Below are 25,945 nucleotides of genomic sequence, written 5' to 3'. Positions count from 1 at the left end.
TCCACGAAGGCCACTGCTGCATGGAACGCGCCGGACTCATGTGCCACCAAGTATCTGGCATGGCAGCACTCGAAGCCACCCAATCCCCTGCCGGCTGATTTTTGCCGGTCAACCACGAACGACTGAGGAACCACATGAAAGCAACAGAAAAATGCGGGTGCGGCGCAGCACTCGAAGTCGAGTCAGGAACCGCCCCAGAGGTAAGGGCCTCCCTAGAACAATGGCGAACAGGCCACCACCACAACCCACCAAACACCCCAGCAAAGCCCGAAGCAGACAAAGAACCACACCCCGAAGGCAACAATTTTTCCTCCACTGAACGCAAAGGGAACTCACTGGAACCCTACGAAATGCACTCAGGCTGGCGTCCCGGACCCTACGGCCACATCAGCCTCAAATGGCACCCGAAGGAGCCCTAATGAAAGCATCAGAACTCTGCTGGGGACACATAGGCGAACGAGTCACACTCAAAACCCCAAGAACAGAAATCAGCGACCGCCTCATCGGCATCAAATCCGAAACAGACGTCGTCGAAGAACGCGCACTCATTGAGGCCGTACCGAGGCGGGTTATGGGCCGCTCCAGCCTCTCCCTAGCGTTCCTCCACGCCGGCGAAATCCGCGTACACCCAGACGATGAGGTAACCATCCATGACTAACACACCTCGCACCGTTGAGGTCTGCTACAACAACCCCGACATCCAATGGCCCAACAGCCACTACGTCTGCTACGGACAAGGAACCACGGGCTGGCACATCAGACAAGCGACCATAACTGAAGCGCCACGCGACGAAGCCGACCGGCAATGGATCAGAGAATCACTCGAAACGCGCATCACCCCTGACGGGCACATCATCCACGCATACAAGGAGGACCAGTGAACATAGACTTGCGCCTACCAGGCAACACGGCAGTCAGCACAATCACCGGCAATACCCACATGTCCGACCAGATGATGACCGCGATGGCAACGTTCGCCCTAGCTGAAGAGACCCGCAACGTAGCCCTAGTGGCCCTACTGGGCGAAGACCCCGACACCTTGCGAACCTACGGGATCGACAAAGCTCTCCTCGCTAAGGAAGTCACCGGAAGGCTCGGACTCAATGGCAACTGACCCACGGTACGCGGCGGGGCAGGTAGTGGGCGGGAAGCTGATCTGCGGGGCGAAAAAGAAAGACGGAACTCCCTGCAAAATGCTGCCAATGGCCGGTGCCACCCGTTGCAGGCGTCACGGCGGCGCATCCCCACGCTCCAAAATTGCAGCAGCCAAACGTGTGGCCGAAACAGAAGCCCGCGAACAACTCACCAAAGGCGTCCGCACCCTCGGACTCCCCCAAGACATCGACCCCGGCAAAGCACTCCTCAACGAAATCCACCACACCGCCGGCCACGTCGCCTGGCTACGCGACAAAGTCCAAGAACTCAAAGCCGACGACCTCGTCTGGGGTGTCACCCAGAAAGATGAAGGCATCGGCCCACAAGGCATGGTCGACATGACCACGCAGAAAGCCGCACCATCCATCTGGTACGAGCTCTACCTCAAAGAACGCGACCACCTCGCGAAGGTCTGCGCACTCGCCCTCCGCGCCGGGATCGAAGAACGCAAGATCAAACTCGCAGAAGACCAAGGAGCCCTCGTTGCGGACGTCATCAAACGCATCCTCGCCGCGCTCGGCCTCACCCCAGAACAGCAAGCCCTAGTACCCACCATCGTCCCCCAACAGCTACGCCTACTCGCAGGAGGCAACGACTCATGACCATCACCGAATTCTTGGAAGCCAGGATCGCGGAAGACGAAGAGCTTGCAAAACTTGCCTCGTTTGGATGGGGGGCAATCTGGACGGCCGTATCAAATCATGAAGATGAGTGGTACACAATTAGAGCTGAGGGCAAGCGTGAAGTTGTTGGCGGGGAGGACAGTGATGTGATTGCACACATTGCCCGCCATGACTCTGCCCGTGTCCTTGCCGAGTGCGCCGCGAAACGGAAGCTCATTGACTCCCAGTTCTACTACGCAGTTGAAATAGACAGCGAGTGGGGATGCGGATGCTCGGAAGGCGAGATCAGGGCCAACAAGTGCGAGAACTTCAACCTGACAGATGGCGGAAAACTCGGCATGCCGATCCTCGAAGCCCTCTCCTCCGTGTACTCCTCGCACCCGGATTACCGTCAGGAATGGGCGCTGTGATACCCAGCAAAACGCCTCTCATTTGCTAGAATAAGTACTAGTACGCGTCGCAAACAGTAGGGGAAAACACATGGCAGAGCAGCACCAGTGCACCGGCGGGGAACACCCCACCAACGCACCAGGAATCACCCTCTGCCACACCTGCACAGACAAACTACGCGGACTCCTACGCGACGTCCCCGACGTATGGGCAAACCTCGCCGTCACAGCCGCCCGCCTCGACGTCGGCACCAGCACCCTCGGCACCACCGGGCACTCCACCCCATCAGAACCCTGCAACTTCGACGCCCTCGAAAACGCCGACCAACTCGCCGCAGTACTCCAAGGTTGGCTAGACCACATGCAGCCCACCAAAAAGACACAAACCCCAGCAGCCACCGCCGCAAACCTCTTCACCCTCATGCCACAAATCCGCACCCAAGACTGGGCCGGTGACCTCATGCGGGAACTAAGAGAATCCCTCAACGCCTGCCGCCGCGCCACAGACAGAACCACCGAACGCATAACACTCGGACCCTGCATGCACACCGAATGCCCCGGAACACTCACCGCCAGACTCGGTGACCACACCGGCAAATGCGACTGGTGCCGAAGCCCATTCAATGTCAAGGCATACCAGCTATGGCTCATCAGCGAATCATGGCACGTAGCAACATTCCTCCCCCGCATCATCCGGGCACTCAAAGCCGGTGGCCACGCGAAAGTCAACACCAGCAAAGTTGACCAATGGGTCTACCGGGGGAAACTAGAACCCGTAGCATGCGACGTCGGCTCCAAGCGGTCCCTCTACACCGCAGCCGATGTCCTTCGTGTGTACCTCGAAACACCCACCGGTAAGCGTGAAGTATCTACCCCGGAACAAATGGGAATGGTTGCTTGACCAAATCAGGTTTGTAGGGATATTCTTTTCATGATGTGAGTTTTGTCTGGGAAGACGAACGCGCAGTGGCCCGTCACAACCCCCATAGTGGCGGGCCATATTCATGACTTGCGGGCACGGGTCAACACATGGTTTCCGCGTGCACCCAGTGAAGGCCGGCCGGGGACCTATCCTTTCGTCCCTGCCATGGACGGACCTGCCCACCCCCGCAACACACAAAACTGAATAGGCCGTGCAATGCGGCAGGGCTGAACGAATACGGCCGACAAGGCCGGGCAGGAATACACCGGGTTCAAGTCCCGGCAGCCCACAGGGTGATGACCTACATCCGGTAAGGGGAAGCCGTCAAACCCCGCGCAAGTCCCTGAAAGTCGATACGCACACTTCCACACTCGTCACCGCGGACCGCAATGCAGGGCAATCCCACCGGCCACCGTCTCAGGCAAACCGGCAGCACAACAAGAGACAAAACTTCCCTAGGAGCGTCCCGTGAGCTTGAGCATGTTTGAGGCCGCGGCCCGCATGTTTGAGCCAGCACCACCACCCAAGTGGGCGACGCCCGGCGAAATGGCAGTCGAGCTTGACGCAAAGACCAAGCAGACAGACACCATGCGCCTCTTCGACGAAGCCCTCGTATGGGCCTGGAACACGCCAGATGCGCGTCTCATCATCTCCTGCCCACCGCAGGCTGGTAAGTCGCAGCGAGCCGTCCGCAGATTTGCTGCATGGGCTCTCACGCAGAACCCAGAAACCCGCATAACGGTCTGCTCCTACAACACGGACACCGCCCGACGTTGGGGCCGCGTCATCCGCGACGACATCACGGAACACGGTAAAACCATGGGCGGCTTGTCAGTCCGCAATGACGTGTCTTCCCAGTCAGAGTGGCTACTCGATGGCCACCAAGGCGGAGTGTTCACTGCGGGTGTGGGGGCGTCTCTCACGGGCCGCCCCTCAGAGCTGATGATCGTGGACGACCCTGTGAAGGGGCGTGAAGACGCGGACAGTGAACGCTACCAGCAACGCAACTGGGACTGGTGGCGTGAAGTAGCCATGACCCGCCTCGCCCCAGGCGCACCGGCCGTGATCATCATGACCAGGTGGAATACTTCCGATCTTGGCGGGATGGTACTCAAGGCCGAGAACGGCGGCGGGGAATGGCGTGTAGTCAACGTCCCGGCGCAAGCAGACCACCGCCCCGAGCTTGGCGAGACTGACCCTTTAGGCCGCGAACCCGGCGAGTATATGGTCACCACCCGTGGAATGACCACAGCCCAATGGGAGCGCCGCAAACGAGACACAGGGCCACGCTCATGGGCTGCCCTCTACCAAGGGAACCCATCACCCGATGAGGGCGGGATCTTCCCACGCGACTGGGCAACCTACGACGAACCCCTCTGGACTGTCCGAGACGACGGCGCACACATGGTCCCCGGCATCGGCCGAGACGACCACGAACTCGTGCAATCTTGGGACCTCACCTTTGGCGATACCAAGAACAGTGACTTCGTCGTCGGGCAAGTCTGGTTGCGAGTCGGGAACACCGCCTACTTGCTGGATCAGGTCAGGGCGCGGATGAACTTCAACGCGACATGCGCGGCGATCAAAGCCATGACGGCGAAATGGCCGCAAGCGATCCAGAAGATGGTCGAGGCGAAGGCCAACGGCCCTGCCGTGATCAACGCCCTACAGCAGCAAATCTTCGGGCTTATCCCCATCGAACCTGAGGGATCAAAAACTGCCCGGGCCTCGGCTATTTCCCCTCTGGTGTTTTCCAAGAATGTTGTCCTACCCACCGCGAAACTCCTCCCGAACGTCGAGGAGCTACGCGAAGAGGCAGCAAACTTCCCGGCATCAAAGCACGACGACACTATCGACGCAATGTCACAGGCAATCAACCGGCTCCTCCTCATGCCGATCCTCAACGAGGGCCGCGTGGTGGAACCGGACATTTACGACGACTACGACGCCCAAGGCTGGGCTATATCTGAGCATTAGAAGGAGGCGGCATGGGATTGCTTGAGTCATTGGGCCTACGCCGCGACGTCGTTGAGGCCGCACCCGTCGATGACGGGACGGTCGCTTCGTTGGAGTTCCAGTTGGAGCGTGTGCAGGAACGTTTGGCAGCCCTCGCCCGCGAAGATATCGGCTGGGATTCCCTCACTGGTCAAGGCGGGGCGATCTTCACCCGCGAGGTGCTGGCACGTAACGCCGACCTTGTACGCATCACGTCGATCATGAACCCGCTCATGAAGCGCGGCAAGCAGATCCGCTCCTCGTACGTGTTTGGGCAGGGCGTGCAGGTTGCTGCGCGTGCGAGCGAGGGTGGGCAGGACCTCAACGCCCTTGTGACCGCTTATCTCACGGATGAGGGCAATGAGGCGGCAGTGTTTGGCGCCCAGGCACGTCAGGGTATTGAGCATGACTTGTTCGATGATGGTAACGAGTTCGTGGCCCACTTCGTTGACCCGCTCACGGGCCGTGTGCAGGCCCGGCCGTTCGCGTTCGATGAGATCGTCGAGGTTGTCACCGCGCCCGGGGATAAGTTCACCCCATGGTTTTACAAGCGCGTCTGGACTGAGGTCCTACCCACTGAATCGCTCGGTGCGCTGACGCGGCAGATGACGGCCTACTACCCGGCACTGACGTACCAGCCGCTCACGAAAATGAAGACCTACAACGGACACCCCGTCATGTGGCCGGGCACTGTCGGCGGCGCAGCTGTCTACCACATCAAGGTCAACCCTGTCGGGCGGGACCGCATCTGGGGTGTAGGTGACGGGTACTCCGCACTCCCATGGTCCAAGGCTTACAAAGAGTTCCTAGAGGCATGGGCTGTCCTCATGCAGGCCCTGTCCCGCATCGCCGGTGTGATCAAGGACAAGAACTCCAAAGCGCAGGGCATGCGGGCCGCAGCGAACCAGATCCAATCCGGCCCGGCAGGTCAGATGGTCGCCACCGGAACCGGCGACGTCGAGTTCCCCTCCAAGTCCGGGGCAACACTGGACTCGGAGTCAGGCCGGCCACTCGCCGCAATGGTCGCAGCTGCGCTTGGCATCCCCGTCACGATCCTCCTCGCTGACCCCGGCGTAACAGGGTCACGGGCGACCGCGGAAACCCTCGACCTCCCCACACGCCTTGAAATGATGGGCCGTCAGGAAGTCCACGCACAGTTCTACCGCGCCTCAGTCGGGTACGCGATAGAACAAGCCGTCATGGCCCCCCGCGGGCCACTCAAGGGCACTGTGCTGCGCGACGGTGACAGGCTACTCATCGCTTTGGCCGCCGATCAGGAAGCGACGGTCGAGGTCAACTTCCCCGACCTCGAAGAGATCGACATCAAAACGTTGATGGACGCGATTGTCATGGCTGACGGTACGGGCAAGGTCCCGCCGTTGGAGATCTTGAAGCTCATCCTCCACGCGCTGCGCATCCGTGACATTGAGGAGATCTTGGATCAGGTCACGGACGATAACGACCAGTACATAGAACCCGGCGTGACGGCTGGCGCTGCTGCTGCTGATGCTTTCAAACGCGGCGAAGACCCCGCAACAGTCGTATAGGGAGAGGGGGCCAGGGTGACGATCACACCGGAAACGCTGGCCCTCGCAGCCGACACCCGCAACCAGATCCGGTCACTCTCAGACCAGCAAGTCCGAGACTTGGTTGGGGCATGGGTGAACGCCTGGCAAGGACTGGAACCGGAGTACGTCGCATCCATTGATGACGTCCTCACCGAGCAGGCCAACGGGTACGTGTCTCAGGCGAAGGTCAGGGCCAACACCCGGTTGCGGCAGTCCCTCGAAGTCACGTTGGATGAGCTGCAGGGCCTCGCTGATCAGGCGAACATCACGATCAGCGCGGCTATCCCCCAGGCTGTGACCCTTGGCGGGGTTGGGGCTACGGCGATCATTGGTTCGCAGCTCCCCCCGGGCGGCTCCCCACTCCTGACGACATGGGACAGGGTTGATTCGAAGGCGTTGGCGGCGATTGTGAAACGCTCCACCCAGCAGATCACCTCCACAACGCGGCCGCTCGCGGCGGACGCCCAAAGGGTTATGCGCTCGAACCTGATCCGCGGTATCGCTGTCGGAGCTAACCCGAACGTCACGGCCCGCCGGATTGTGAAGCAGGCCGAGAACGGTTTCAACGGCGGTCTGACACGGGCGCTCGTGCTGGCGAGGACCGAAACGCTTGACGCGCACCGCGAAGGGTCCCGGACAGCGGCCCTGCAGAACACGGACATCCTCACCAAATGGGTTTGGTCCGCGTCCCTAGATGCCCGGACCTGTCCTAGCTGCCTCGCAAACCACGGCAGCGAACACGAGATCGACGAACCCGGCCCCGACGACCACCAAAACGGGCGGTGCGCGAGGATCGACAAAACCAAAACGTGGGCTGAGCTCGGATTCACCGGCATCGAAGAACCCGAAGACGCTTTCCCTGACGCCCGGGCATGGTTCGACAACCTCACCGACGACACGCAACTCAAGATCATGGGCCCAGAACGCCTCAACCTGCTGCAGTCCGGTCAAATCGGCTGGGACGACCTCACCACGAAGAAGTCAACGGACGGTTGGCGGGACGCGATGCACGTAACCCCTGTGAAGGACCTCAAGTCCCTGGCTGCTCCACGCTGACGGTCCAGCACCACTTACACGCCGAGTAGATGAACCCGCCGTGACTGTTCAAGTCCACATGGGTCATCACGAACGCATGACCCGGGCATTCTCCCGGCCCGCCCACGTTCTCATCGTCTTTCCCCACCCGCCCATTGTAGGAGCCCCATGTCCCAGAAACCCAGTGTCGGCCGGATCGTCCACCTGACAGGTGCAGACGGTAACCCCATCGCCGCGATAGTCACCGCGGTCATGCCAAACGGAGCAATCAAAGCCCACCCGTTTATCCCGAACGAAAACGACATCACTTGGGATGAATGCCAAGAACCAGGACAGGCCGGATGGTCCTGGCCCCCACGAGCCTAGGAAACTGCCATGCCTACACTGATCCGCGAAGCGGGGACCACGACCCGCACCGGCCCCGGCCGCATACTCCTCACCCTCATCACACCCGGGCAAGGATCATCCGGCGCTTACACTGCCGAGGTTCTGGAAGCTGCAGCAGCCGACGTGGTGTTCCCCCGAGGAACGCAGGGACACATCAACCACGACACTGAGTTTCAGCGCATGGAACGCCCTGAGGGTGACCTCCGGAACCTTGCAGTTGTCCTCTTGGAAGACGCCCGCGTGGCCGAAAACGGGGCGCTTGTAGCTGAGGCTCGTGTGGCTTCCGCGTGGCGGGACTTCGTTGAGGAGTTTCAGGAGTTCATTGGCGCGTCCATTGCTGCTCAGGCTCAGGTCAAGAAAACCGCTGACGGCCCTGTCGTGGAGAAGCTGATCCCCCACCCGTTCAACCGGGTGGACCTCGTAACTGTTGCAGGACGTGGTGGTGCGATTACCGAAGTGTTGGAGGCCGCGCACGTCATCGAGTCCCGCTCCATTGTCAAAGAGGCGACAGCGAACGAGACCGGCGAACTCCTCCGCGAAGCACTCCGCGCCACCTACGGGGCTCAAGAGACTTGGGTCTGGATGCGCGACTACGACGACACCAAGGTCTGGTTCGACGTTGAGGACACCGATTCGTCCGCAACCTACCAGCAGGGCTACACGATGACCGACACCGCCGTGACCCTCGCCGGTGAACGCGTCGAGGTCCGCCCCACCACCACATACCTGCCCGTCGAGGCACCCAATGATTCCGCTCCGAACCCGGCAGCGGTAACCGAAAATCAGGAGGAAGCCACCATGGCAACCATTGATGACAAGGAACTCGCCGCACTGCGCGAGTCCGCCAGCCGGGCCACCACGGCCGAGGCTGAACTGAAGAAAGAACGCGAAGATCGCGCCATCGAGTCGGCCACAGCACGGCAGGCAACAGCGGCGTCCATTGTTCGTGAAGCATTCGGGGAAGACGCACCCGCGTTCGTTACCGAGTCCGCTACCCGCGCCGCATCCGCTGAAGACTTCGACGCCGAGAAGTTCACGACTTCCGTCGCCGAAGCCGCCGCATCGTTCCAGTCCCTCGCTGGGGCTGGCCGACCCAACGGCAACGGCGCCCAGCCCATCAAGGAATCCGCCGAAGTTGCCGACTCCGACGTCCTCACCGCACTGAAGGGAGCCTAACCATGGCTAAGAACCAGCGATACACCAACGGTGCTCTGCACATCAAGGTCACAGCACCCCGCGACGTGAAATCAGGTGATCCAGTCCGCGTCGGAGCAATCAATGGCGTCGCCCAGATCGACGCAAAAGCCGGTGAGGAAGTAACCATCTGGCTTGACCAGTCGTGGGACATCCCCGTCGCTGGCGCAGTCTCCCAGGGAGGGCTCGTGCACATCACGGGCGCTGGAGCACTCACCGCCACGGCCACAGGCAACTTCGCTTGGGGTGTAGCCCTGGCAACCAAGGGCACCGGAACCGCCGACCTCGAAGTACGCCCCCTCGGATACAGCACACAGACCGCCGCAGGCGCGTAAGGAGAACGACCATGACCATTCTCAACACTGGCGACATCATCGCCAAGGAGGGCTACCGTGTAGCTCCCTCCGTGAAGGCACGCGTCCTTGAAGCGGCCAAGCTTTTCAACGAGGGAGCACGCGGACTCACGAACGCAGCTGAGTACCGCTTGAAGGAAGCGTTCAGCACTTCCGACTTCCCCGTCCTACTCGGTAAGGCCTTCGATATCGAAGTCCAGTCCACATACAAGGCCGTAGATCCGGAGTGGAAGTCCCTCGCAAGGGAGACGCGACTCAAGGACTTCCGGCCTAAGAAGATCATTGATCTGAACGGTGGCCAGGACACGTTTGAGGACGTGAAGGAAGGCGAAGAGTACAAGGCTGGGAAGCTCTCCGAGTTCGAATACGAAATCGGCATCGGAAAGACGGGCCGCACCTACGGCCTCACCTTTGAGCTTCGGAAGAACAACGACTACTCGGACCTGATGGACTTCCCGGCCCGGCTGGCCACGGCAGCCCGTAATACCGAGGACGCCAAGGTCTTTGGTTCGTTCGTTACTGCATCGGGTCCGAACACGGCGTTCTTCAAAACAGCGAACGGCAACGCACCTACTGCGTTGCCTCTCACCCGCGAAAACGTGGAGACCGCCGTCAAGGCGATCTGGAAGCGGAAGAACCGTGAGGGCATCCCTTTCCGCGCCCTCGGCACCAAGCTCTGGCTGGTCGTAGCGCCAACTCTGCAGTTTGAGGCTGAGCGTGCCGTGACCGCAACAATCCCGGACCCCGCAGGCGGCACCAACCCCATCCCGAACCCGCTGTTCGGAAAGGTTGCAGTGAAGGTTTCTGAGCGCCTCAGCATGATCGACGCCTCCGCGAAGGCTGACACCACCTGGTACATCATGCCTGACCCGGCTTCGGCGAACCCTGCCTTGTACAAGGCGACGATGCTGGGCGAGGAACAGCCTGACATCCGCGTCAAGCGAGATCAGGGCGAGCGTGTTGGCGGCGGGGCTATCCCCGTTGACGAGGGCAGCTTCGGTGATGACACCATCCACTACCGTGGGCGGCACATCACCGGCGGCGCGGCCACGGACCCGATTGGCACATACGTGTCGACCGGCTCTTAGTGGACAGGCCCGTCCGAGGTCAGTTCCGAAGCGGCGAATCAACCGCGTTCTGAATCTCGGACGGGCCTACACGGTCCACCAGGTTGTTCGTGTGCAGGCTATTGCGCAGGGCAATAGCCGCCGCCTCTGCTGCCTGCAGGTCGCGAAAGTAACCGCCTAGATAGCGCTTACCAGCGTGTCCGACGCGCACAACCCACAGCTTGTGCGTCGGGTTCCAGTTGACCCCGCGGATGCCTGACTTTGTCCCCTGTTGGGAACCAGAACGGTTTTCCGAGTTCGCTTTTGCGGTGACCTCCTGAAGATGTTGAGGGTTCACGCAGAGGGTGACATGGCATTTGTGATCGATAAACGCACCGGGCTTGATCTGTCTGCCGTTGGCGATGACAAATGCGACCCGATGAGTGTAGTGGGCCTTGCCGGCTACCTGGATGCGCCCATAGCGGCCATCGACTCCCTTCCCTGCAGTCCAGAGCCTGCACCCATTGTTGTTTGGGCCTGCGACTTTTTTCCAGAACCGAGCGACGTCTTTGTCTTTCAAATCAACTGGTTTCATGACAATCACGATACCACTCTAGGAGCGTCCATGGCCATCGACTACACGACACCGTTGGGTCAGGTCAGGCTCCTTATAGCGGAAGCGTCCGAGACCGGCGGGCAAGTCCTCTCTGATGAGCAGGTCATGGCGTTCCTCACTCTCCGCGGGGATAACGTTTACCGGGCCGCTGCTGCTGCGCTGCGTTCCATCGCCGTATCTGAGGCGCTGACCAGTAAGGTCATCAGCGCGCAGGACGTATCGGTGGACGGTGCGAAGCTCGCCACAGAACTGCGGGCCCTCGCGAAAACGTATGACGATCAGGCCGCCGCCGATCACCTACTTGAAGACAACGGCTCATTCTTCAGCGTCCACCCGCTCACCTGTAACGACAGGGCTGAGGGCGAAGAAGCACGGATCTAGTAGTCTGCGTCGTCATGCGTGAAGAGTTCAGCCCGTTTAGCCCTTGCAGCTGAATCAGCTTCTTCGATGCTGTCGTACCTGCCGAGATAGATAGTCTTCCTGTTATGCCGCACCTGCGCGACATATCGGCAATTCTTCTTGTCCCAATGCACACCGCGGACACCGGTTGCTGAGTTCCGAAGGGCGCCGCTTAGGTGCTCCTGGTTCTGCTTGTCGGTCGCCGGACGTAAATGGGCGGGCCGGACACAGTTGTGAACAAAGCATCGGTGATCGATTTGAAGACCCTCTGGAATTGGGCCAACCAGTAGCTCATAGGCAAAGCGATGCGCGTAGACATTCACACCATTAACCCAGACGCGGGCGTACCCATCGTGGGTGAGTTTGGAGTTCGACAGCCAGCAGGATTGAGTCTTCTCGACTGAGTTCCAGAGGCGCTGTTCCGGTGACAAAGACCGGTCAATAACGGGGCGGAGTTCCTGGCCCCTCCACTGCTGCCGGTGATGCGGTTTGCAAAGTCCTAAACCGTAGTGCGGTCGCTCGCATCCGGGGTATGAGCAGGTACGCTTGTTCATGTGATCGTCCTTCCCGACGATTGCCAAGGCCCCGGACTGTTACCAGCAGTCGCGGGGTTTTCTTATGCCCCAATTCTACCAATTGGAGGCAAAAATGCCGTTACCCAACACCAGAGTTATACCGCCTAATTGGGCTGAACGCCACCGGCCCACGATCACCGGGACCATGACAGTGCCCTGCATCTTCTACCGGGTCAGCACGGAACCGCCACCGTACCCGGTGCCGCCCGGGTGGACTGGTGAGGAAGTCATCCACGAAACGGTGTGCCGACTCCAAGAGCGCAAACTCTCCAATACCCCCACCCCGACCGAGCAGCCCACGAGTGTCCGCGACTACCTCGTCACAGTCCCCCATGTCTCCCCCGAAGGCGTCAGGCTCCCGGAGCTTCGAGCAGGGGAACGTGGCGATCAAGTCCAGGTCATGGGCCGCCGCCTCGCCGTCACGTCCATCATGTACGGCTCCCTTGAGTTCTCTAGGGACCTTGACTGCACGGACAACCTCACCCAGCAAAACCCGTAGGAGGCTACCCGTGGGCGCTGACGCATCTTCCATCCGCAACATAGCCGCCAGTATCGGTCAAGCCGGTGCACGTGCCACTCGCCTCGGCCCGGTCGTCGTCATGAAAACCGCCAAAGACATTGAAGGTACGGCGAAGACCATGGCCCCGGTCGACACGGGCAACCTGAAGAACAGCATCGGTGTTGAACGTACCGGCGACTTCTCCGCCGAGATCGGCCCGACAGCGAACTACGGGATCTACCTGGAACTTGGCACGTCCCGTATGGCCCCGCAACCGTTCATGGCCCCGGCGTTCGACAAGCACCTCCCCGCGTTCGAGCAGGCCGTGGCGCAACTCGGTGAGGACGCCCTCAATGGCTGACATCCTCACCGCTAAATCACTCCTACTGGCCCGCCTCCGCACCGACACGGGCAGGACAGTCTACGACGGCTACGTCCCCGAAAAAGTCCCCCAAAACGGTGTCTACATCAAGCCGTACACGATCCTCTGGGCCGGGCTAGGCGAAGCACCCAACGAACTCACCTCAGACGGTGTCGAATCCCAATCAACGCTCATATGGGACTTCCAAACCACCGCAGTCGGCCCCGACGCGAACAGTTGCCTGCAACTCGCCGCAGCCGACAAAGCACTCCTCACCAACCACCGGGCAGGCCGCGGAATCATCCGCCCCAACCCGGACGGCTACAACCAGCAAACCCCCATCCTCGACGCCAGCATCACCCCGGCCCGCTTCATGCTCCCCCTGCAGTGGCGGCTCATCACCAACTAGGAGAACACCATGTCTGACGGCTTTGTAACCGCAGTACCCCCGGACGGTGGGGAAAAGCGCCGCGTCCCAGTCCATTACTTGGACGAACCGTTCAACTTCAAACTTCCCCCGTCCGCACGGGCAGGAGAACCGGCCACACCGGCCACCACACGAATCACAGAACCGGCCCGACCGGACAACACCAAGGAGGTCCGACCGTGAAAGTATCCGCAGACGGAAAAAAGAAATGGGCGCTCCTGCTGGCAAAACCAGCAGCAGCGTCAGGCATCCCATCCCTGACTGAATTGAATGCGGGCACGGACTTTTCCTGCGCCGTACTCGAATCGGACATTAACTGGTCCCGCGCCGCATCTGACCGGATCAACGAAAAGGTCTCTTGCCAGGTCGGAAACTCCGAGGCGCTCGGCGCAGCGAACTACGACCTTGCGCTGACGTTCGTCCGGGAGTTCCTGACCGCCGAGGGCGGACCGGACATTACCGCCGGCGACAAGGCTTACCAGGCGTTGAAAAAGTCCGGTACAGAGGCGTGGATCTATCTGCGTGAGTCGGCGAAGTATTCAACGGCGGCGTGGGCTGCTACGGACGTCATTGAGCTTGGCGGGCGCGTCGTCACCGATGGTCCTATGCGGGTGAACAACGACGGCAATATCAAACGCCGTATCGCGTTCCTCGCGCAGGAAATGGTCACTGAAGTGACGGTCGGCGCTGGCGTCTAGCCATTAGACCGGGTTGGCTGCGCGTGTTTTCAGGCTCCGCGCAGCCAACCCTCCACACATTTTTTAGAGCCCGAATCCCACAACCATTGGAGCCTGAACTCTCATGCGTGAAATCGAAGTAAACCAGGAAGTAAATCCCCAGGCTGGGCCATGGCTGGAGGCAAACCAGATCAATCCTCGCTCATGCCTCGCCTACCCAAAACCAGTCGTTGGCCGCGGACTCATTGCCTACGTCGAACTGGTCCTTTTTGAGGATGGCAGGCCCCGCTTGATCAACCCAGAAATCGAGCACCTTGGTTCCCACAAACGCCTCGTCGTCGTGCCTCTCATGGCCGCGCCCGAAGATTACAAACTCTAGGAGCCTGAACTCTCATGACCGAAACAAAGACCCCTGAAGAAGTAGCCACTGACTTTGATGTTGAGGCGTGGCTTGTTGACGCTCACCTCCCGGAAGAGTCCGCGGACGTTTTCAAACGCCCCGACGTTATCAGTGAGCTCACCCGCGTCAAGGTCCGCCTAAAGGAGGCATCCGCTATCAATTCTGCGGAGCGGACTTCTGCGGACAAGAGCGAGATCGGCTTCCTTGAGGCCGAGTACACGCAGCTGCTGGAAAAGTTCGCCGCGTCCCGCCTGACCGTGTACGTCCGGGCGATCACGCAGGAACGCCTCTGGGATCTCCGCAAAGAACACGATGAAGCCGTCAAGGATGTTGAGTCGAAGGATGAGCAGAACCGCTTGTTCGGTTACGTGCTCCTAGCCGCCGCGATCGTGGCCATGCGCGCCGAGGGCAGCGAACGGAAGCCCGTCACCCTCACCCCCGAACAGGTCCGCAAGTTCGAGCAGGCCATTGGCGCCGTGCAGATGCCCGCCATCCTCACAGCCCGGCAGCGAGCACAGAATAGCGTCCCCACTGTGGATGCAGATTTTTTGTCCAGGCTCTCTGGCGCGGAAGCTGGCCAGGAGTAGTCGAAGTCCTCCGCACAGCACGAGTGACAGGGAAACCCCCGTCCCACTGGTTCACCGGCAACCGGGGCGAATGGACAGACCGGGACTACATCCTGCAGCTCGCCCTCACCAAGTACGAGGGCGGGCTCTGCTCCTGCGGCCAACCCATGATCCTCGCGCACGACAAGGACAACGAGGGCTGGTACGAGCCCCACAAAACGTACTGCTACTCCTGCGCGGCACGCGAAACAGCAACACAGGGCGACGGGAAAAACCCGTACAAACCCGAACCCGGGGAACGCGTATACACGGCACTCGACCCGGTCGCAAAGACCACGGCTCTGAAGCGCAGGGCATCACGCCATAACTAAATAACGCCCAAGGAGGCCCCGTTGACTACACGGTCCGCAAGAGTCGTCCTTGAACTCATAGCCCAGAAATTCATCAGCGAGAGCCGCCGGGCAGAACAGGCACAGGAAGCCGTCGCTGAGGCGGCTGAGGCTGCCGGGCGCGCCGCTGACAGGGCCGCTGAGCAGGCCGCGCAGATGGCCAGTGTTACTGCTGATGCGGCTGAGGGTAGCGCGCAGGCCATGGCTGACGCTGCCAAGGCTTCCGCTGAGGCCGCTGAGGGCAACAAAGTGCTGGCACGTTCACACCAGGACGCCGCGACCGCTGCAGGGCTCCAGTACGACCAGACCGGGCGACTGATCGACAGCAATGGGCGGGTACTCTCCTCCGCTCAGGCGTCAGCTCACGGGCTGGAGTCATTCAGTCAGGCCGTGTACCTGTCCGGTGAAGAAGCTGTCAGGGCGGCCGAAGCGGCAACCCAGGCAGCAGATTCCACGGCAGCAGCATCAGCGGCCGCGACCGCTGCGGCAGAAGAGTACGCGGACTCCCAAAAAGAGGCGATGGAGACCGCCGGCGAAGCGGCACTCGCGTTCGGTGCGATCTCTGTAGGTGCCCTCGGCGCGGCCACCAAGGCCGCCATGGACTGGGAGACCGCCTGGACCGGTGTCACAAAAACTGTTGACGGTTCCCCTGAGCAGATGGCAGAGCTTGAATCCGGCCTCCGTGACATGGCCAAGACCCTCCCCCTCTCCCACGACGGCATCGCTGCTGTGGCCGAGGCTGCAGGCCAGCTTGGTGTGAAGCGTGAGGACGTCCTCAAATTCACGAAGACCATGATCGACCTCGGCGAAACCACAAACCTCACCGCCGACGAAGCAGCAACAGATATCGCCCAGATCGCGAACGTCATGGGCACCACGGGCGATGAGATCGACAATTTCGGCGCGACCCTTGTGGCCTTGGGTAACGATGGTGCTTCCACGGAGAAGGACATCCTTTCCATGGCGCAGCGTATCGCTGGTGCCGGTAACCTCGTGGGCGCCACAGAATCCGACGTGCTGGCCTTGTCGAACACGCTGGCGTCCATGGGCGTCAAAGCTGAGCTTGGCGGCGGTGTGGCGTCTCGTGCGCTCCTGAAAATGTATGCAGCTGTGAAGTCCGGCGGCGGGGAACTAGACGCGTTCGCCAAAGCAGCAGGCACTAGTGCTGAGGAATTCGCTACCAAGTTCGCAGGCTCCCCGGTCCAGGCGCTCGACGCAGTAACGCAGGGCCTTGGCCGGACAAAGGCTGAGGGCGGCAACGTCGTCGAAATGCTCAAGGACATGGGCCTGAAGGGCACCGAGGAAATGCAGGTCATGCTTGCACTCTCCGGCGCCGGAACCCTCCTTGCCGAATCCTTGGAACTCGGTAATAAGGCGTGGGCTGAGAACACGGCGCTGCTCAATGAGGCGGCCAAGCGGTACGACACGACAGAGTCGAAAGTCACTGTTGCGTGGAACAACATCAAAGACGCATCCATTGACGCCGGTGCCGTCATGCTCCCCGTTGTGGCGAACATTGCCGAGAGCATCACCGGCCTAGCCCAAGGGTTCGGGGATCTCCCTACTCCGTTGCAGGGTGCGATTACTGGTTTTGTCGGTTTCACTGGAACCGCTGCGCTTGTTACGGGCGGTGTATTGACGATGATCCCGAAAATCAAGGATGCCCGAGAAGCTTTTCGGACTCTGAACACCGACGCTGAGGGTGGCAGTCGAGGACTGGGGAAGTTTGTAAAGGCAGCAGTGGGTATTGGTGCAGCCGTTGTGGCCTTTGAGGCCTTCAAGGGTTGGTACAACGATATGCAGCCCGCGCAGCAGACCACGGAAGACTTCACCGCTGCGCTCCTTGGTCTGGAGAAGCAGGGCAACTCCGTTGACGAGGCGTTCGCGAGCATCAAGTTTGGGGACGACGACAACCTGCAGGGCAAGATCGGCAACGTCGGTCAGGCATTGAAGACCGTTGAGGATATGGACTTCTCACGGTCCCTCGCTTCCTTTGGTGCCACGTCACTTGGCGTCGAAAACGGCATGTCGAAGATCATCAAGGCCTTCGAGAACCAGGACAAGGCCATTGCCGGGTCAGTGTCATCAGGCAACATCCAATTGGCACAAAAGGGCTTCAAGGCCATTGCTGACAGTGCGGCAGAGCAGGGTGTGAGCCTTGAGGATACCGGCAAGCGCTTCCCCCTCTACATCGAAGCGCTAAAAAAGCTCTCAAACGATGCTGGTGCACCAGTTACGGACCAGATGGAGCTCCTGAACTGGGCAATGGGCAAAACCCCCAAGGCTATGGAGGAAGCCGCTGCAGGGTCCAAGGACGTTGCTGACGCCATGGGTGGAATGTCCCCCCAGGCGCAGGCCGCCGCTGCTTCTGCGGCTGAGGTAGACGAGGCCCTGGCTGATGTCGGGTTGTCCGCTGATGGTGCCGTCACTGACCTGTCAAAATTCACGGATGCGTTGTTCGCTGCAGGGCTGATACAGCTTTCGGCACGTGACGCTGCCCGCGGGTTCGAGGAAGCCATCGACGCAGTCGGTGCCTCTGCCGCAGCTAACGGGACGTCCATGGATATCTCAACCGAGAAGGGCCGCGCCAACCAAGCAGCCCTCGACGGCATTGCCTCTTCCGGCTACAAGCTAATTGAGGCGAACGCCAAGAACAATGCCAGCCAAGAAGAGCTGCAGGGCAACCTCAGCACCACCTATCAGTCGCTAATCGACAATGCCGGTCAGTTCGGCATTGTTGGGGACGCTGCCATTGATCTGGCAAGGGAGATCCTGAAAGTCCCCGAGGGCGTCAACATCGACACGTGGATGTCTGACCAGGCAAAGTCAATGGCCCAAGACACCACGGGTGCCGTTGCAGATCTCGATCAGGGAATCCTTGACCTCCACAGGTCAATCCAGGAAACCCCGGATAAAACAATCACGATCACCGAACCCATGTCCCCCGAGGTCATCGCGAAACTGGAGAACCTTGGGTACGTGGTCACGACTCTTCCTGACGGAACGATCCAGGTCGGTGAAGAGGGAACGGACGCTACCGGCCAGAAGATCGACAACACCGCGGGCAAGGAACGAATCGCGCTTATCAACGCGGTGGCCCTGACTGGTGTTGCTGATGCTGAACTGGAACGCCTCACGCGTCCCCGGTCAGCTTCGTTGACGTTGATTGTGGGCGAGACTCCCGCGGCCCCTGCTGGTATCGCAGCGCCCGGGCGTGCTGGCGGCGGTGACTTGGACAGCGCACCCGGCCCGGTCGGGCAGGACTCCAAGCTGTTTTACGGGGCCAAGGGTGAGCACGTCCTCACCGCCCGGGAGGTAGCCGCAATGGGTGGCCAGCGTGCCGTGTACAGCTTCCGGTCAGATGTTAGGGCCGGAAGGTTCCAGCACCTCGCCGGCGGCGGCACAATCGGCACCCAAGCCGCCTCAGCACAGGTCATGCAATTCAGTGCCACCCCGTCAGCGGGCGCGGCGGGGGACATGTTTGACATGTCAGGGGCCGTTTTCCAGGCGCTCGATCCTGCCGCACTCCAACGCTCCGTAGTTGACGAAGTAATCCACACATTGAACCGAAAGGCAGGGATGAGAATTGCCTGAGATTCAGTGGGCCGGTCGGACTCTTTCCGGGTCAGACCGGCACGGGGTATGGACTTCTGAGGTGCCGGACGGGTGGTGGGACTCACCCGACACGAAGGGTGAGATTGTCTCCCGGACAAACAAGGACGGAGACTACATTCTCCCGATCTACAACCAAGCACGGCTAGTGACATTCAATGGCCTCCTACGGGCCAAAAGCCATGAGAAGTTGCACCAGGCGGGGATATTCCTCACTGGGGCAATGACTGGCCGGGCGCAGGTCACGGACCACGGGCCAACACAGTGGGCTGATGCGGTACGCGCAGGGAAGATCCGATTTACACCCATCACTGACACGCTGGCCTCTTGGCAGGTACCGCTTCGCTGCCCGGACCCGCGGAAGTACGGCGAGGAGAGCAAATTCACCATTCCATCGCTGGTGAGCGTTACGGCCTACCATCGCGGGAATGCCCCGGCCTACCCAAGTTTTGTTGTCGCCGGTTCAATGCCGGGCGGATACACGCTAACGGTGGGCGGGTCACAGTTCAAAGTAACCGAGCCTCTTATCAGCGGGGTGTCCCATGGAATTACTTTCGCGGATGGCCGTCTCCGCATACGTGGGGCCGTTGTTCACGGTGGGGTAGGCACTGCAGAGACCCCAGGCATTGCCGCCGGTACAATGCCGACCGTTTACCTCGAACCCGCTGCGGGTTCTACGGGGACCGCTACAGCGTTCATGACTCTCACCGACACCTACATATAGGGGGCCTGCATGACGTACAAAGTATGGGCCGTCAACGCAGTCACATGGTCCGACAAGGTACTCATGGAACCCACGTCGATGCCATGGGCTGAGACGATGAATGACGGGCAGGGGGGTACCGCTACTTTCAACCTCGGGGACCCTTCCGTGGCTGAGGTCGCGGGGCCTTTCAGCCTCTCCCCCATCGACCACCTGCTGGTCGTCGAGGAAGCCGGAAAACCCACCTACGCGGGGTTCATCACAGACCACGACTACGACATGGACACGCAGACCCTCACAGTCCAGCACAACGATTTGTGGTGGCTACTGAAGCGTAGGCTACTCACCGCAATGGTCGCCCCGAAGCAAGCACCCGTTGGGCTTGGCCTGTCCGGATCGTTGGCGAACATTGCCAAGTACATCGTTGCCGAGGGTTTGAACGACCTTCCCCAGTCCCGCTACCGGGTACCCATGGTCTTCCCGCAGGATCAGGCCGGGCCACATTCTCGCCAGTACCAGGGTCACAACTTCCCGATGATGGTGGACGCGCTCACGGACATCATCAACACCGCCGGCGGGCCTAACGTCGCGTTCCGACCTCAGTGGACAAACAACGGCCAAGACCTTGAATGGCTGTTACGCATTGGTGACCTGAAAACGAACACGTGGCAGTGGAACATCGGCGCCGACCAGTCACCCGCCAGGAAGATGCGGATGCGCCGCTCAGCGGAAAAGCTTGTCACTAAGATCGTCGCCGCCGGCGAGGGTACAGGGACGGACACGCTCGTCCAAGTTGTCAACAACTTCCCGGTAACGACGTACCCCGCCCTTGATCTTGTGGAGTCCTTCAAGGACGAGAAGAGCATGGCTAATCTGCTGTCCCGCACACAGGGCGCGCTCTCCGCCCGGACAATCCCAACATGGCAAGGAAGCTTCGAGGTACCTCACGATGGTGAGCCCAGCGCATCGCAGATCCTCGTTGGTGATGAGGTGATCTGGTCGGTAGTCGGTGACCCTTACATCAACCCGGGCCTGCACCGCTGGCGGATCATCGAAATCAGCGGTGACCTCGGCCCCTACATCACCCTCAACATTCAACCCTTGACGTAGGAGGCCCACATGGCTGAGATCGACAACCTCAACTCCGGACGGATCACGGAACTGGAGCGTCGCCTCCGCTCCCTAGAGGGCGCATCCCCGCTTGATAACGCCTCAATAGGCTCTAATGGCCTGCGGGTATATGGCGGCGGCGGGATCACGATTGAGAACGGCGGCCTGTCCGTCACGGGTTCGGCCACGATCAGCGGAACCCTGAACGCTGATGGGACGATCAACATGACCGGACTCTTCATCGCATCTGGTGATGTCCGCCTGAACGGGACCGTGATCGCAACTGGCGACTTCAACATTGACGGGCCGCTACTCGTGGACGGCAACACCAGTTTCAACGGGACGCTGAACGTCAACGGGCTAACAACCATCGCCGGGGACACCACCGTGACTGGAAAGTTCGTGACGAACGGACCAGTGAATATCAACGGGCTGACGAAGATCACGGGCGACACTACAGTGACCGGGAAGATGGACGTCAACGGTCCCTTGAACATCAATGGCGTAACAACCGTGAAGGGCGACTTCCGGCTTCAGGGGAACATGAACGTCACCGGGGCCGGCAAGATCACGGTCGGTAACACAGTCATTGACCCATCCGCCGCGAACGGTGGCCTCACATTTAGTTCGGGTGGAGGAATCGGCGGTAATGGTGGGGCGGTCCTCATGCGTGGAACTTCGAACGCCGGCGTCCTCGCTGAAAGCTTTGCGTCACTGTTCGCCGGGGCATACTCAGTCGATGCGAAGCCTGACGGGGTCTACATATCGAACCTGCCAACCACGACGCAGAAACCTAACCTATGGGCGGACCCTGCAAACGGGAAGCTGTACAGGTCAACCGCAACCCTTACTTAGGGGCAGATGTGTTTCTTGGCGGCCGCGGCGACCATGAGATGGTCCATTGCGAGTTCGACGTTCTTGTACTTCTTCAGCACAGCTTTTCTGTAGGCGTCTTTGTCCTGATCTAAAAGGGCTGAGCAAGCTTCGTAGGCTTCCTGATAGATGGATGAGTCGCGGTCTTTCAACTTGGTCAGTAAGGGCCGCAACTCTTCAATCATGGTTTCCTGCTTGTCTGCACCGATGTCCACGACCGGCACTATCTCCGCAATAGGCGGCTCGGCTACCTGGATGGGAGCTGAGCAGCCGGTGAGCATGATGGCGCAGAGCAGCGCTAGTCCCCCAAGTAACTTCATGTCGCGAGTGTATCCGACGACAAACTCTGATCAAGATCCAGCCCCTTTCCTGGGGCTATTTTTTTGCCCGAAAGGCGGTACCTGATGCCAGTCATCACGGGAGAACTAAAAGACATTGTTGGGGCGACTCTTGCTTCAAGGGTTGGTCGGCTCAGGTTTCGCCTGGTGGAGCCATCCATTGTGGCAAGCGGTTCAAGTAGGGGCCGGATCATCCCCACCGCGGATCAAGTCGTAACTCCCGCCTCGGATGACTCCTGGTCAATCAACCTTTCCTCCACTACTTCCCTAGCCAACGACGCCTACTACCTGCTCTTCATCGACTGGATCGAACCAGGCATCCCCTTGACGGATGACCCGGGATGGAAGATCCGGATCGGGAACCAGGGAGGCCCGCTCAGTAGCTTCGTCACGTTCACGGAAAGCCGCGGCGGCTACAACTTCTCCCAAGTAATCCTCAGCCTGACTGAACCACCAAACCTTCTACCCGGGCAGCTCTGGTGGCAGACAAACCCCGATGACCCTGCGGACCCCCTCAACACGGGCCGAATCTACCGAGGAGTATAAGAATGGCGTCTGAATTTATTGCAGACATTACCGGCCGCGCCGGGGAAGCAGTAGGTAACTCCCTCCGTATCCGCCCGATTTCGGACCTGCCGTCCCTGAACGTCGCTGACTGGGTGGGGCTGAACCTGATCGGCATTTACCCTCTCGCGACTGCCACCGTGGCGCAAACGATCATTGGCCGCCCGCTCGGTTGCGATGGCCCTGCGTTCGTGGCTATCGAACCGATTGCTTCTGGCGGTTCCTTGGTGAAGTGGGTGGAGTACACCGAGCCGCGTCGGTCGTTGGAGAAGATCATTTCCTTGACCTCTGCGAACCGGACGGATTGGAAGCGCACCGACGCGGCCAAGCGCAGGGTATTCCACCAGCTCTCGATGCCAGGAAATGGCGCTCTGGTAGATACTGAGCTGACGCGGCACGTACGGCTGCCGGTGAAGCTGTTCGCCGCGGTTGATTCGTGGGAGCTGGTCTTCAAGAACTTCAACGATATTTCCAGCACCAACCGCGGTGCCATCGACATGGTTGATGTTTGGATCGCCAAGCGGGCCTCTGATGGGAACGGCGGATTCACGCAGAACTTTGCCGAGCCGCCTACGAAACTTGGCGTGCCGTTTCGTTACAGCGTGGGCGAAAGCTCTGAACGCTATGCGATTACGGATATTCATTTCCAGTTGGAAGCGAACGTCGAATACCTGATTTCTTACGCATACACCACCCCTGGTGGTGGTCCTAACCACATGGGTATTGGTGGCTCATACCTGGGCACTGTGCCCAGCGGTGTTGCCTCGATGAGCGTGACGAACACCTGGAGCCCGTACACGCCCCTTGATGTGTATATCAAGGCCAAGGCATCCCCTGACGTTCCTTTCTACATGTATCCGGGGTCCTCCTCGGAGACTGGCCTGAACACGGATTACCCGCTGCGGGATTGTTGGGGCTGGCGTCACGCCGAAGCGAACGGGGCCATCCCGGCCTTGCTGGGGCAGTCCGGGGCGAGCCTGGACTCTTACGTGTCCGGGAGCAACTACTACCGTCAGAAGCTGTCCACGACTGATCCGGCTGACAAGGTTATCGGTCACCCTGGTTCGAATGACATCTATGGTGGCGCGTCGTTGACGCAGGTCAAGACGAGCCTGGGGCAGTTCGGGCTCTTCGTGCGCCGCTTCATGGGGCAGACATTCGAGCTTACTGAGGTGTTCCCACGCCGGACCGAGACTGCGGCCATCAAGGCCGTCCGCGAGGGATTCAATGACTACCTACGGACGCTGCCCCTAAATGCGCTTGTCTGTCACAACCGGGCCAGCGCCGTCACCGGCACGGATGGTCTCATGCGCGCCGAGTTCGATTCCGGTGACGGAATTCACCTGAACACGGCCGGGCAGCATGCTATGGCCGCGGCCATCATCAACTCCGCCCCTAACTTGTCAGCCCAGGATTCGCGCCTCACGAAACTTGAGGCGGAGAAGTTCGTCAGGACCGGCATCACGACCCTGGCCGAGGCGGATGCGCTCAGGGGTGCTGCAGCGGTCGCACGCTACCCGGTGAACAGCACAGCAGTCTTCGGCGCCCTGGGCAACCTGGACGTCTACTACAACGCAGCTGATGGGCGCACCAAGCACATATTCATGCCTTCGGCTCCGGGCCTGCTTCAGGACCTTTACCGGAACTACTCCGGCGGCGCTTGGAGTGCGATGCTCCCAGCGACCCGGGCAGCTCTCCTGCCCTCCGGGGTGGACTTCAGGACCTTGACTTCACCGGCGACGTACTCGATCCAGTTCACGAACCACCCAAACATGCCACCCAGCCCAACACCTGGAACTTTGGAGGTACTTCCAGCCTCGGGTGGCGTCACGCACCGGTTCACGGAGCTCAGAAGCCCTCAGAAAGTGATCACTTGCTCTCTGAACGGTGCAACGTGGTCGGTGTGGTCTACGCCAACGTCAACAGGCGGTGGAGGGGGCGGTACCCCGCCGACCATGAACGGTTTCTCCATTCCCATGCGGGCGGAGCTGGCGGCTAACGCTTTCACGATCCAGTCGAAGATCCCGAATAACATCATGTCAACCCTTTCGGATGACCGAACGCGGGGGTGGAATTCGGGGTCCGCGGACTTCGCCGAAACGCTGGATGAGGGCAAGACCTGGGCGCTGGTTGTGGATAAGAACGGCAGTAACGTCTTCGCGGGCGCAACAGTCGAGTCTGTGATCACGATGGACAACGGAGAAATCCTGGTTACCTGCCTGCGGGGAAATCCGGGGCTTCGGGAGATCTGGACCAGCAAGAACATTGCGAACCAGCCAACTAGGACTTTCTCTCGCCGGTATGTCGCTCGTGCCCCGTATATCAAATTCACGGCGGCTTGGTCCCAGTCAGATCGCGGGCCAATTGTCCTGATCAACGAATACGGGCCTAAGACCCCGACGTGGGATGGTCAGCCTGTTGCTGCAGGAGAAAATGCCTGCAAGGTTCTGGCCTCGTTCGACTATGGAGACAACTTCACGGAAGTCTTCGACCTCAACGACTACCTGCGAACAGTCCAAGGTCGCACGAGCACGGATAACCAGCACCTCCACGGGGTTGCGTGGGACCCGTACTGGGACCGAATCTGGGTCACTTTTGGTGACAACTCAGGTGGTAACGGTTCCAACGGGATCATCTACTCTGATGATCTCTTCGAGACGGTTGCCACCGCCCAGTTCTACAGCGGCACCACCCCGCCCTACCAGTGCGTCGGTATCCTCCCGATGCCAACGTGCGTGCTGTTCTTCACCGACAACGTGCCGGTGGGAAGCCCAGACGTAGTGAGGTTGAACCGCTCCGAGGGTAAGACCAAGACCGGCTTCTACACTCCTGTTGCGGCATTTGAATCAACGGCGGCAGGCAAGCACCTTTGCCAGTCATTCACACGGCAGAACCGGCCAGGGGATGACGGCGTGGCCATGGCTGCATTCAGCGCGGAGGGCGAAGCTGCCCCGTCGTTCGCGGTCGCAACACTGGACGGCTACGTGTTCAAGGAATTTTGGCGAGACACAGTAAACAACCCCTCCGGTTTTGGATCCCGGTCAATTGTCGGCCCGACACTGCGCGGAAAGGCCATCCTGAAGCTCAACGACCAGAAGAACCCTGGGCTATGGACGCAGGTAACAATCGACGCCCCAGGCTACTAAGCAAAAATCCAGACCAGACCAAG

The 25,945-nt window shown here is 60.2% G+C and carries 30 protein-coding genes; 27 read left to right on the top strand and 3 right to left on the bottom strand.

Annotation, left to right across the window (positions count from 1 at the left end; translation table 11 throughout):
- Positions 1-418: 418 nt before the first annotated feature.
- From QMG79_RS15070 to QMG79_RS15010, 13 genes are all read left to right on the top strand, one after another.
- Positions 419-658, top strand: a complete 240-nt coding sequence (locus QMG79_RS15070) for a hypothetical protein (RefSeq protein WP_283539429.1) — start codon at positions 419-421, stop codon at positions 656-658.
- Positions 651-881, top strand: a complete 231-nt coding sequence (locus QMG79_RS15065; protein WP_283539428.1) for a hypothetical protein — start codon at positions 651-653, stop codon at positions 879-881. The genes QMG79_RS15070 and QMG79_RS15065 overlap by 8 nt, the downstream gene beginning before the upstream one ends.
- Positions 878-1,114, top strand: a complete 237-nt coding sequence (locus QMG79_RS15060; protein WP_283539427.1) for a hypothetical protein — start codon at positions 878-880, stop codon at positions 1,112-1,114. Before QMG79_RS15065 ends, QMG79_RS15060 begins: the two co-directional genes overlap by 4 nt.
- Complete coding sequence (locus tag QMG79_RS15055) at positions 1,104-1,757, top strand: HGGxSTG domain-containing protein (protein WP_283539426.1); 654 nt, start codon at positions 1,104-1,106, stop codon at positions 1,755-1,757. Before QMG79_RS15060 ends, QMG79_RS15055 begins: the two co-directional genes overlap by 11 nt.
- A complete protein-coding gene (locus tag QMG79_RS15050; protein ID WP_283539425.1) occupies positions 1,754-2,188 on the top strand; it encodes a DUF6221 family protein in 435 nt (144 codons plus the stop codon). Before QMG79_RS15055 ends, QMG79_RS15050 begins: the two co-directional genes overlap by 4 nt.
- A gap of 70 nt (positions 2,189-2,258) precedes the next feature.
- Positions 2,259-3,068 carry a hypothetical protein gene (locus tag QMG79_RS15045; RefSeq protein WP_283539424.1) on the top strand — a complete coding sequence of 270 codons (810 nt, stop codon included), beginning with the start codon at positions 2,259-2,261 and terminating at the stop codon, positions 3,066-3,068.
- A 489-nt stretch (positions 3,069-3,557) separates the two neighbouring features.
- On the top strand, positions 3,558-5,066 hold the full coding sequence (terL, locus tag QMG79_RS15040; protein ID WP_283539423.1) for a phage terminase large subunit: 1,509 nt from the start codon (positions 3,558-3,560) through the stop codon (positions 5,064-5,066).
- Between the two features lie 11 nt (positions 5,067-5,077).
- A complete protein-coding gene (locus QMG79_RS15035; RefSeq protein ID WP_283539422.1) occupies positions 5,078-6,631 on the top strand; it encodes a hypothetical protein in 1,554 nt (517 codons plus the stop codon).
- Between the two features lie 15 nt (positions 6,632-6,646).
- On the top strand, positions 6,647-7,708 hold the full coding sequence (locus QMG79_RS15030; RefSeq protein WP_283539421.1) for a phage minor head protein: 1,062 nt from the start codon (positions 6,647-6,649) through the stop codon (positions 7,706-7,708).
- 147 nt (positions 7,709-7,855) lie between these two features.
- Positions 7,856-8,053 carry a hypothetical protein gene (locus QMG79_RS15025; protein WP_283539420.1) on the top strand — a complete coding sequence of 66 codons (198 nt, stop codon included), beginning with the start codon at positions 7,856-7,858 and terminating at the stop codon, positions 8,051-8,053.
- Between the two features lie 9 nt (positions 8,054-8,062).
- Positions 8,063-9,250 (top strand): hypothetical protein, encoded by a 1,188-nt coding sequence (locus QMG79_RS15020; protein ID WP_283539419.1) that lies wholly within the window; start codon positions 8,063-8,065, stop codon positions 9,248-9,250.
- Positions 9,251-9,252: 2 nt separating this feature from the next.
- Positions 9,253-9,603, top strand: a complete 351-nt coding sequence (locus tag QMG79_RS15015) for a DUF2190 family protein (RefSeq protein WP_283539418.1) — start codon at positions 9,253-9,255, stop codon at positions 9,601-9,603.
- A gap of 11 nt (positions 9,604-9,614) precedes the next feature.
- Positions 9,615-10,709 carry a phage major capsid protein gene (locus QMG79_RS15010; RefSeq protein ID WP_283539417.1) on the top strand — a complete coding sequence of 365 codons (1,095 nt, stop codon included), beginning with the start codon at positions 9,615-9,617 and terminating at the stop codon, positions 10,707-10,709.
- A gap of 19 nt (positions 10,710-10,728) precedes the next feature.
- On the opposite strand, the gene QMG79_RS15005 is transcribed toward QMG79_RS15010, so the two are convergent.
- Positions 10,729-11,262, bottom strand: coding sequence for an HNH endonuclease signature motif containing protein (locus QMG79_RS15005; protein WP_283539416.1), 534 nt, complete (start codon positions 11,260-11,262; stop codon positions 10,729-10,731).
- Positions 11,263-11,292: 30 nt separating this feature from the next.
- On the opposite strand from QMG79_RS15005, the gene QMG79_RS15000 reads away from it, so the two are divergent.
- The gene (locus QMG79_RS15000) at positions 11,293-11,664 is read left to right on the top strand and encodes a hypothetical protein (RefSeq protein WP_283539415.1); all 372 of its coding nucleotides are present in this window, start codon (positions 11,293-11,295) and stop codon (positions 11,662-11,664) included.
- On the opposite strand, the gene QMG79_RS14995 is transcribed toward QMG79_RS15000, so the two are convergent.
- On the bottom strand, positions 11,661-12,236 hold the full coding sequence (locus tag QMG79_RS14995) for an HNH endonuclease signature motif containing protein (RefSeq protein ID WP_283539414.1): 576 nt from the start codon (positions 12,234-12,236) through the stop codon (positions 11,661-11,663). The genes QMG79_RS15000 and QMG79_RS14995 overlap by 4 nt on opposite strands.
- 64 nt (positions 12,237-12,300) lie before the next feature.
- Here QMG79_RS14995 and QMG79_RS14990 point away from each other — a divergent pair, with 64 nt between their 5' ends.
- From QMG79_RS14990 to QMG79_RS14940, 11 genes are all read left to right on the top strand, one after another.
- Complete coding sequence (locus tag QMG79_RS14990; RefSeq protein ID WP_349357267.1) at positions 12,301-12,756, top strand: DUF6093 family protein; 456 nt, start codon at positions 12,301-12,303, stop codon at positions 12,754-12,756.
- A 10-nt stretch (positions 12,757-12,766) separates the two neighbouring features.
- The gene (locus QMG79_RS14985; RefSeq protein ID WP_283539412.1) at positions 12,767-13,117 is read left to right on the top strand and encodes an HK97-gp10 family putative phage morphogenesis protein; all 351 of its coding nucleotides are present in this window, start codon (positions 12,767-12,769) and stop codon (positions 13,115-13,117) included.
- Positions 13,110-13,526 carry a hypothetical protein gene (locus QMG79_RS14980; RefSeq protein WP_283539411.1) on the top strand — a complete coding sequence of 139 codons (417 nt, stop codon included), beginning with the start codon at positions 13,110-13,112 and terminating at the stop codon, positions 13,524-13,526. The genes QMG79_RS14985 and QMG79_RS14980 overlap by 8 nt, the downstream gene beginning before the upstream one ends.
- A 197-nt stretch (positions 13,527-13,723) precedes the next feature.
- Complete coding sequence (locus QMG79_RS14975; RefSeq protein WP_283539410.1) at positions 13,724-14,242, top strand: phage tail tube protein; 519 nt, start codon at positions 13,724-13,726, stop codon at positions 14,240-14,242.
- Positions 14,243-14,345: 103 nt separating this feature from the next.
- Positions 14,346-14,600: a hypothetical protein gene (locus tag QMG79_RS14970; RefSeq protein ID WP_283539409.1), complete on the top strand. Its 255-nt coding sequence runs from the start codon at positions 14,346-14,348 to the stop codon at positions 14,598-14,600.
- A gap of 14 nt (positions 14,601-14,614) precedes the next feature.
- The gene (locus tag QMG79_RS14965) at positions 14,615-15,208 is read left to right on the top strand and encodes a hypothetical protein (protein WP_283539408.1); all 594 of its coding nucleotides are present in this window, start codon (positions 14,615-14,617) and stop codon (positions 15,206-15,208) included.
- A 23-nt stretch (positions 15,209-15,231) separates the two neighbouring features.
- Positions 15,232-15,558, top strand: a complete 327-nt coding sequence (locus QMG79_RS14960; RefSeq protein ID WP_283539407.1) for a hypothetical protein — start codon at positions 15,232-15,234, stop codon at positions 15,556-15,558.
- 21 nt (positions 15,559-15,579) lie between these two features.
- Entirely contained in the window at positions 15,580-19,170 is a 3,591-nt protein-coding gene (locus QMG79_RS14955) for a phage tail tape measure protein (RefSeq protein WP_283539406.1), read from the top strand.
- Entirely contained in the window at positions 19,163-19,912 is a 750-nt protein-coding gene (locus QMG79_RS14950; protein ID WP_283539405.1) for a hypothetical protein, read from the top strand. Before QMG79_RS14955 ends, QMG79_RS14950 begins: the two co-directional genes overlap by 8 nt.
- A gap of 9 nt (positions 19,913-19,921) precedes the next feature.
- Positions 19,922-21,001 carry a hypothetical protein gene (locus QMG79_RS14945; protein ID WP_283539404.1) on the top strand — a complete coding sequence of 360 codons (1,080 nt, stop codon included), beginning with the start codon at positions 19,922-19,924 and terminating at the stop codon, positions 20,999-21,001.
- A 9-nt stretch (positions 21,002-21,010) separates the two neighbouring features.
- Positions 21,011-21,856 (top strand): polymer-forming cytoskeletal protein, encoded by an 846-nt coding sequence (locus tag QMG79_RS14940; protein WP_283539403.1) that lies wholly within the window; start codon positions 21,011-21,013, stop codon positions 21,854-21,856.
- On the opposite strand, the gene QMG79_RS14935 is transcribed toward QMG79_RS14940, so the two are convergent.
- A complete protein-coding gene (locus QMG79_RS14935) occupies positions 21,853-22,194 on the bottom strand; it encodes a hypothetical protein (protein ID WP_283539402.1) in 342 nt (113 codons plus the stop codon). The genes QMG79_RS14940 and QMG79_RS14935 overlap by 4 nt on opposite strands.
- Before the next feature lie 84 nt (positions 22,195-22,278).
- Between QMG79_RS14935 and QMG79_RS14930 the strand changes: the two genes are divergently transcribed.
- Both QMG79_RS14930 and QMG79_RS14925 read left to right on the top strand, forming a co-directional pair.
- Entirely contained in the window at positions 22,279-22,758 is a 480-nt protein-coding gene (locus QMG79_RS14930; RefSeq protein WP_283539401.1) for a hypothetical protein, read from the top strand.
- Between the two features lie 2 nt (positions 22,759-22,760).
- Complete coding sequence (locus QMG79_RS14925; RefSeq protein WP_283539400.1) at positions 22,761-25,922, top strand: hypothetical protein; 3,162 nt, start codon at positions 22,761-22,763, stop codon at positions 25,920-25,922.
- Positions 25,923-25,945 lie beyond the last annotated feature (23 nt).

The sequence above is a fragment of the Pseudarthrobacter sp. PS3-L1 genome (assembly GCF_030063285.1).
In the GTDB taxonomy this organism is placed as follows: Bacteria; Actinomycetota; Actinomycetes; order Actinomycetales; family Micrococcaceae; genus Arthrobacter.
This window is presented reverse-complemented; position numbering and strand designations above follow the sequence as displayed.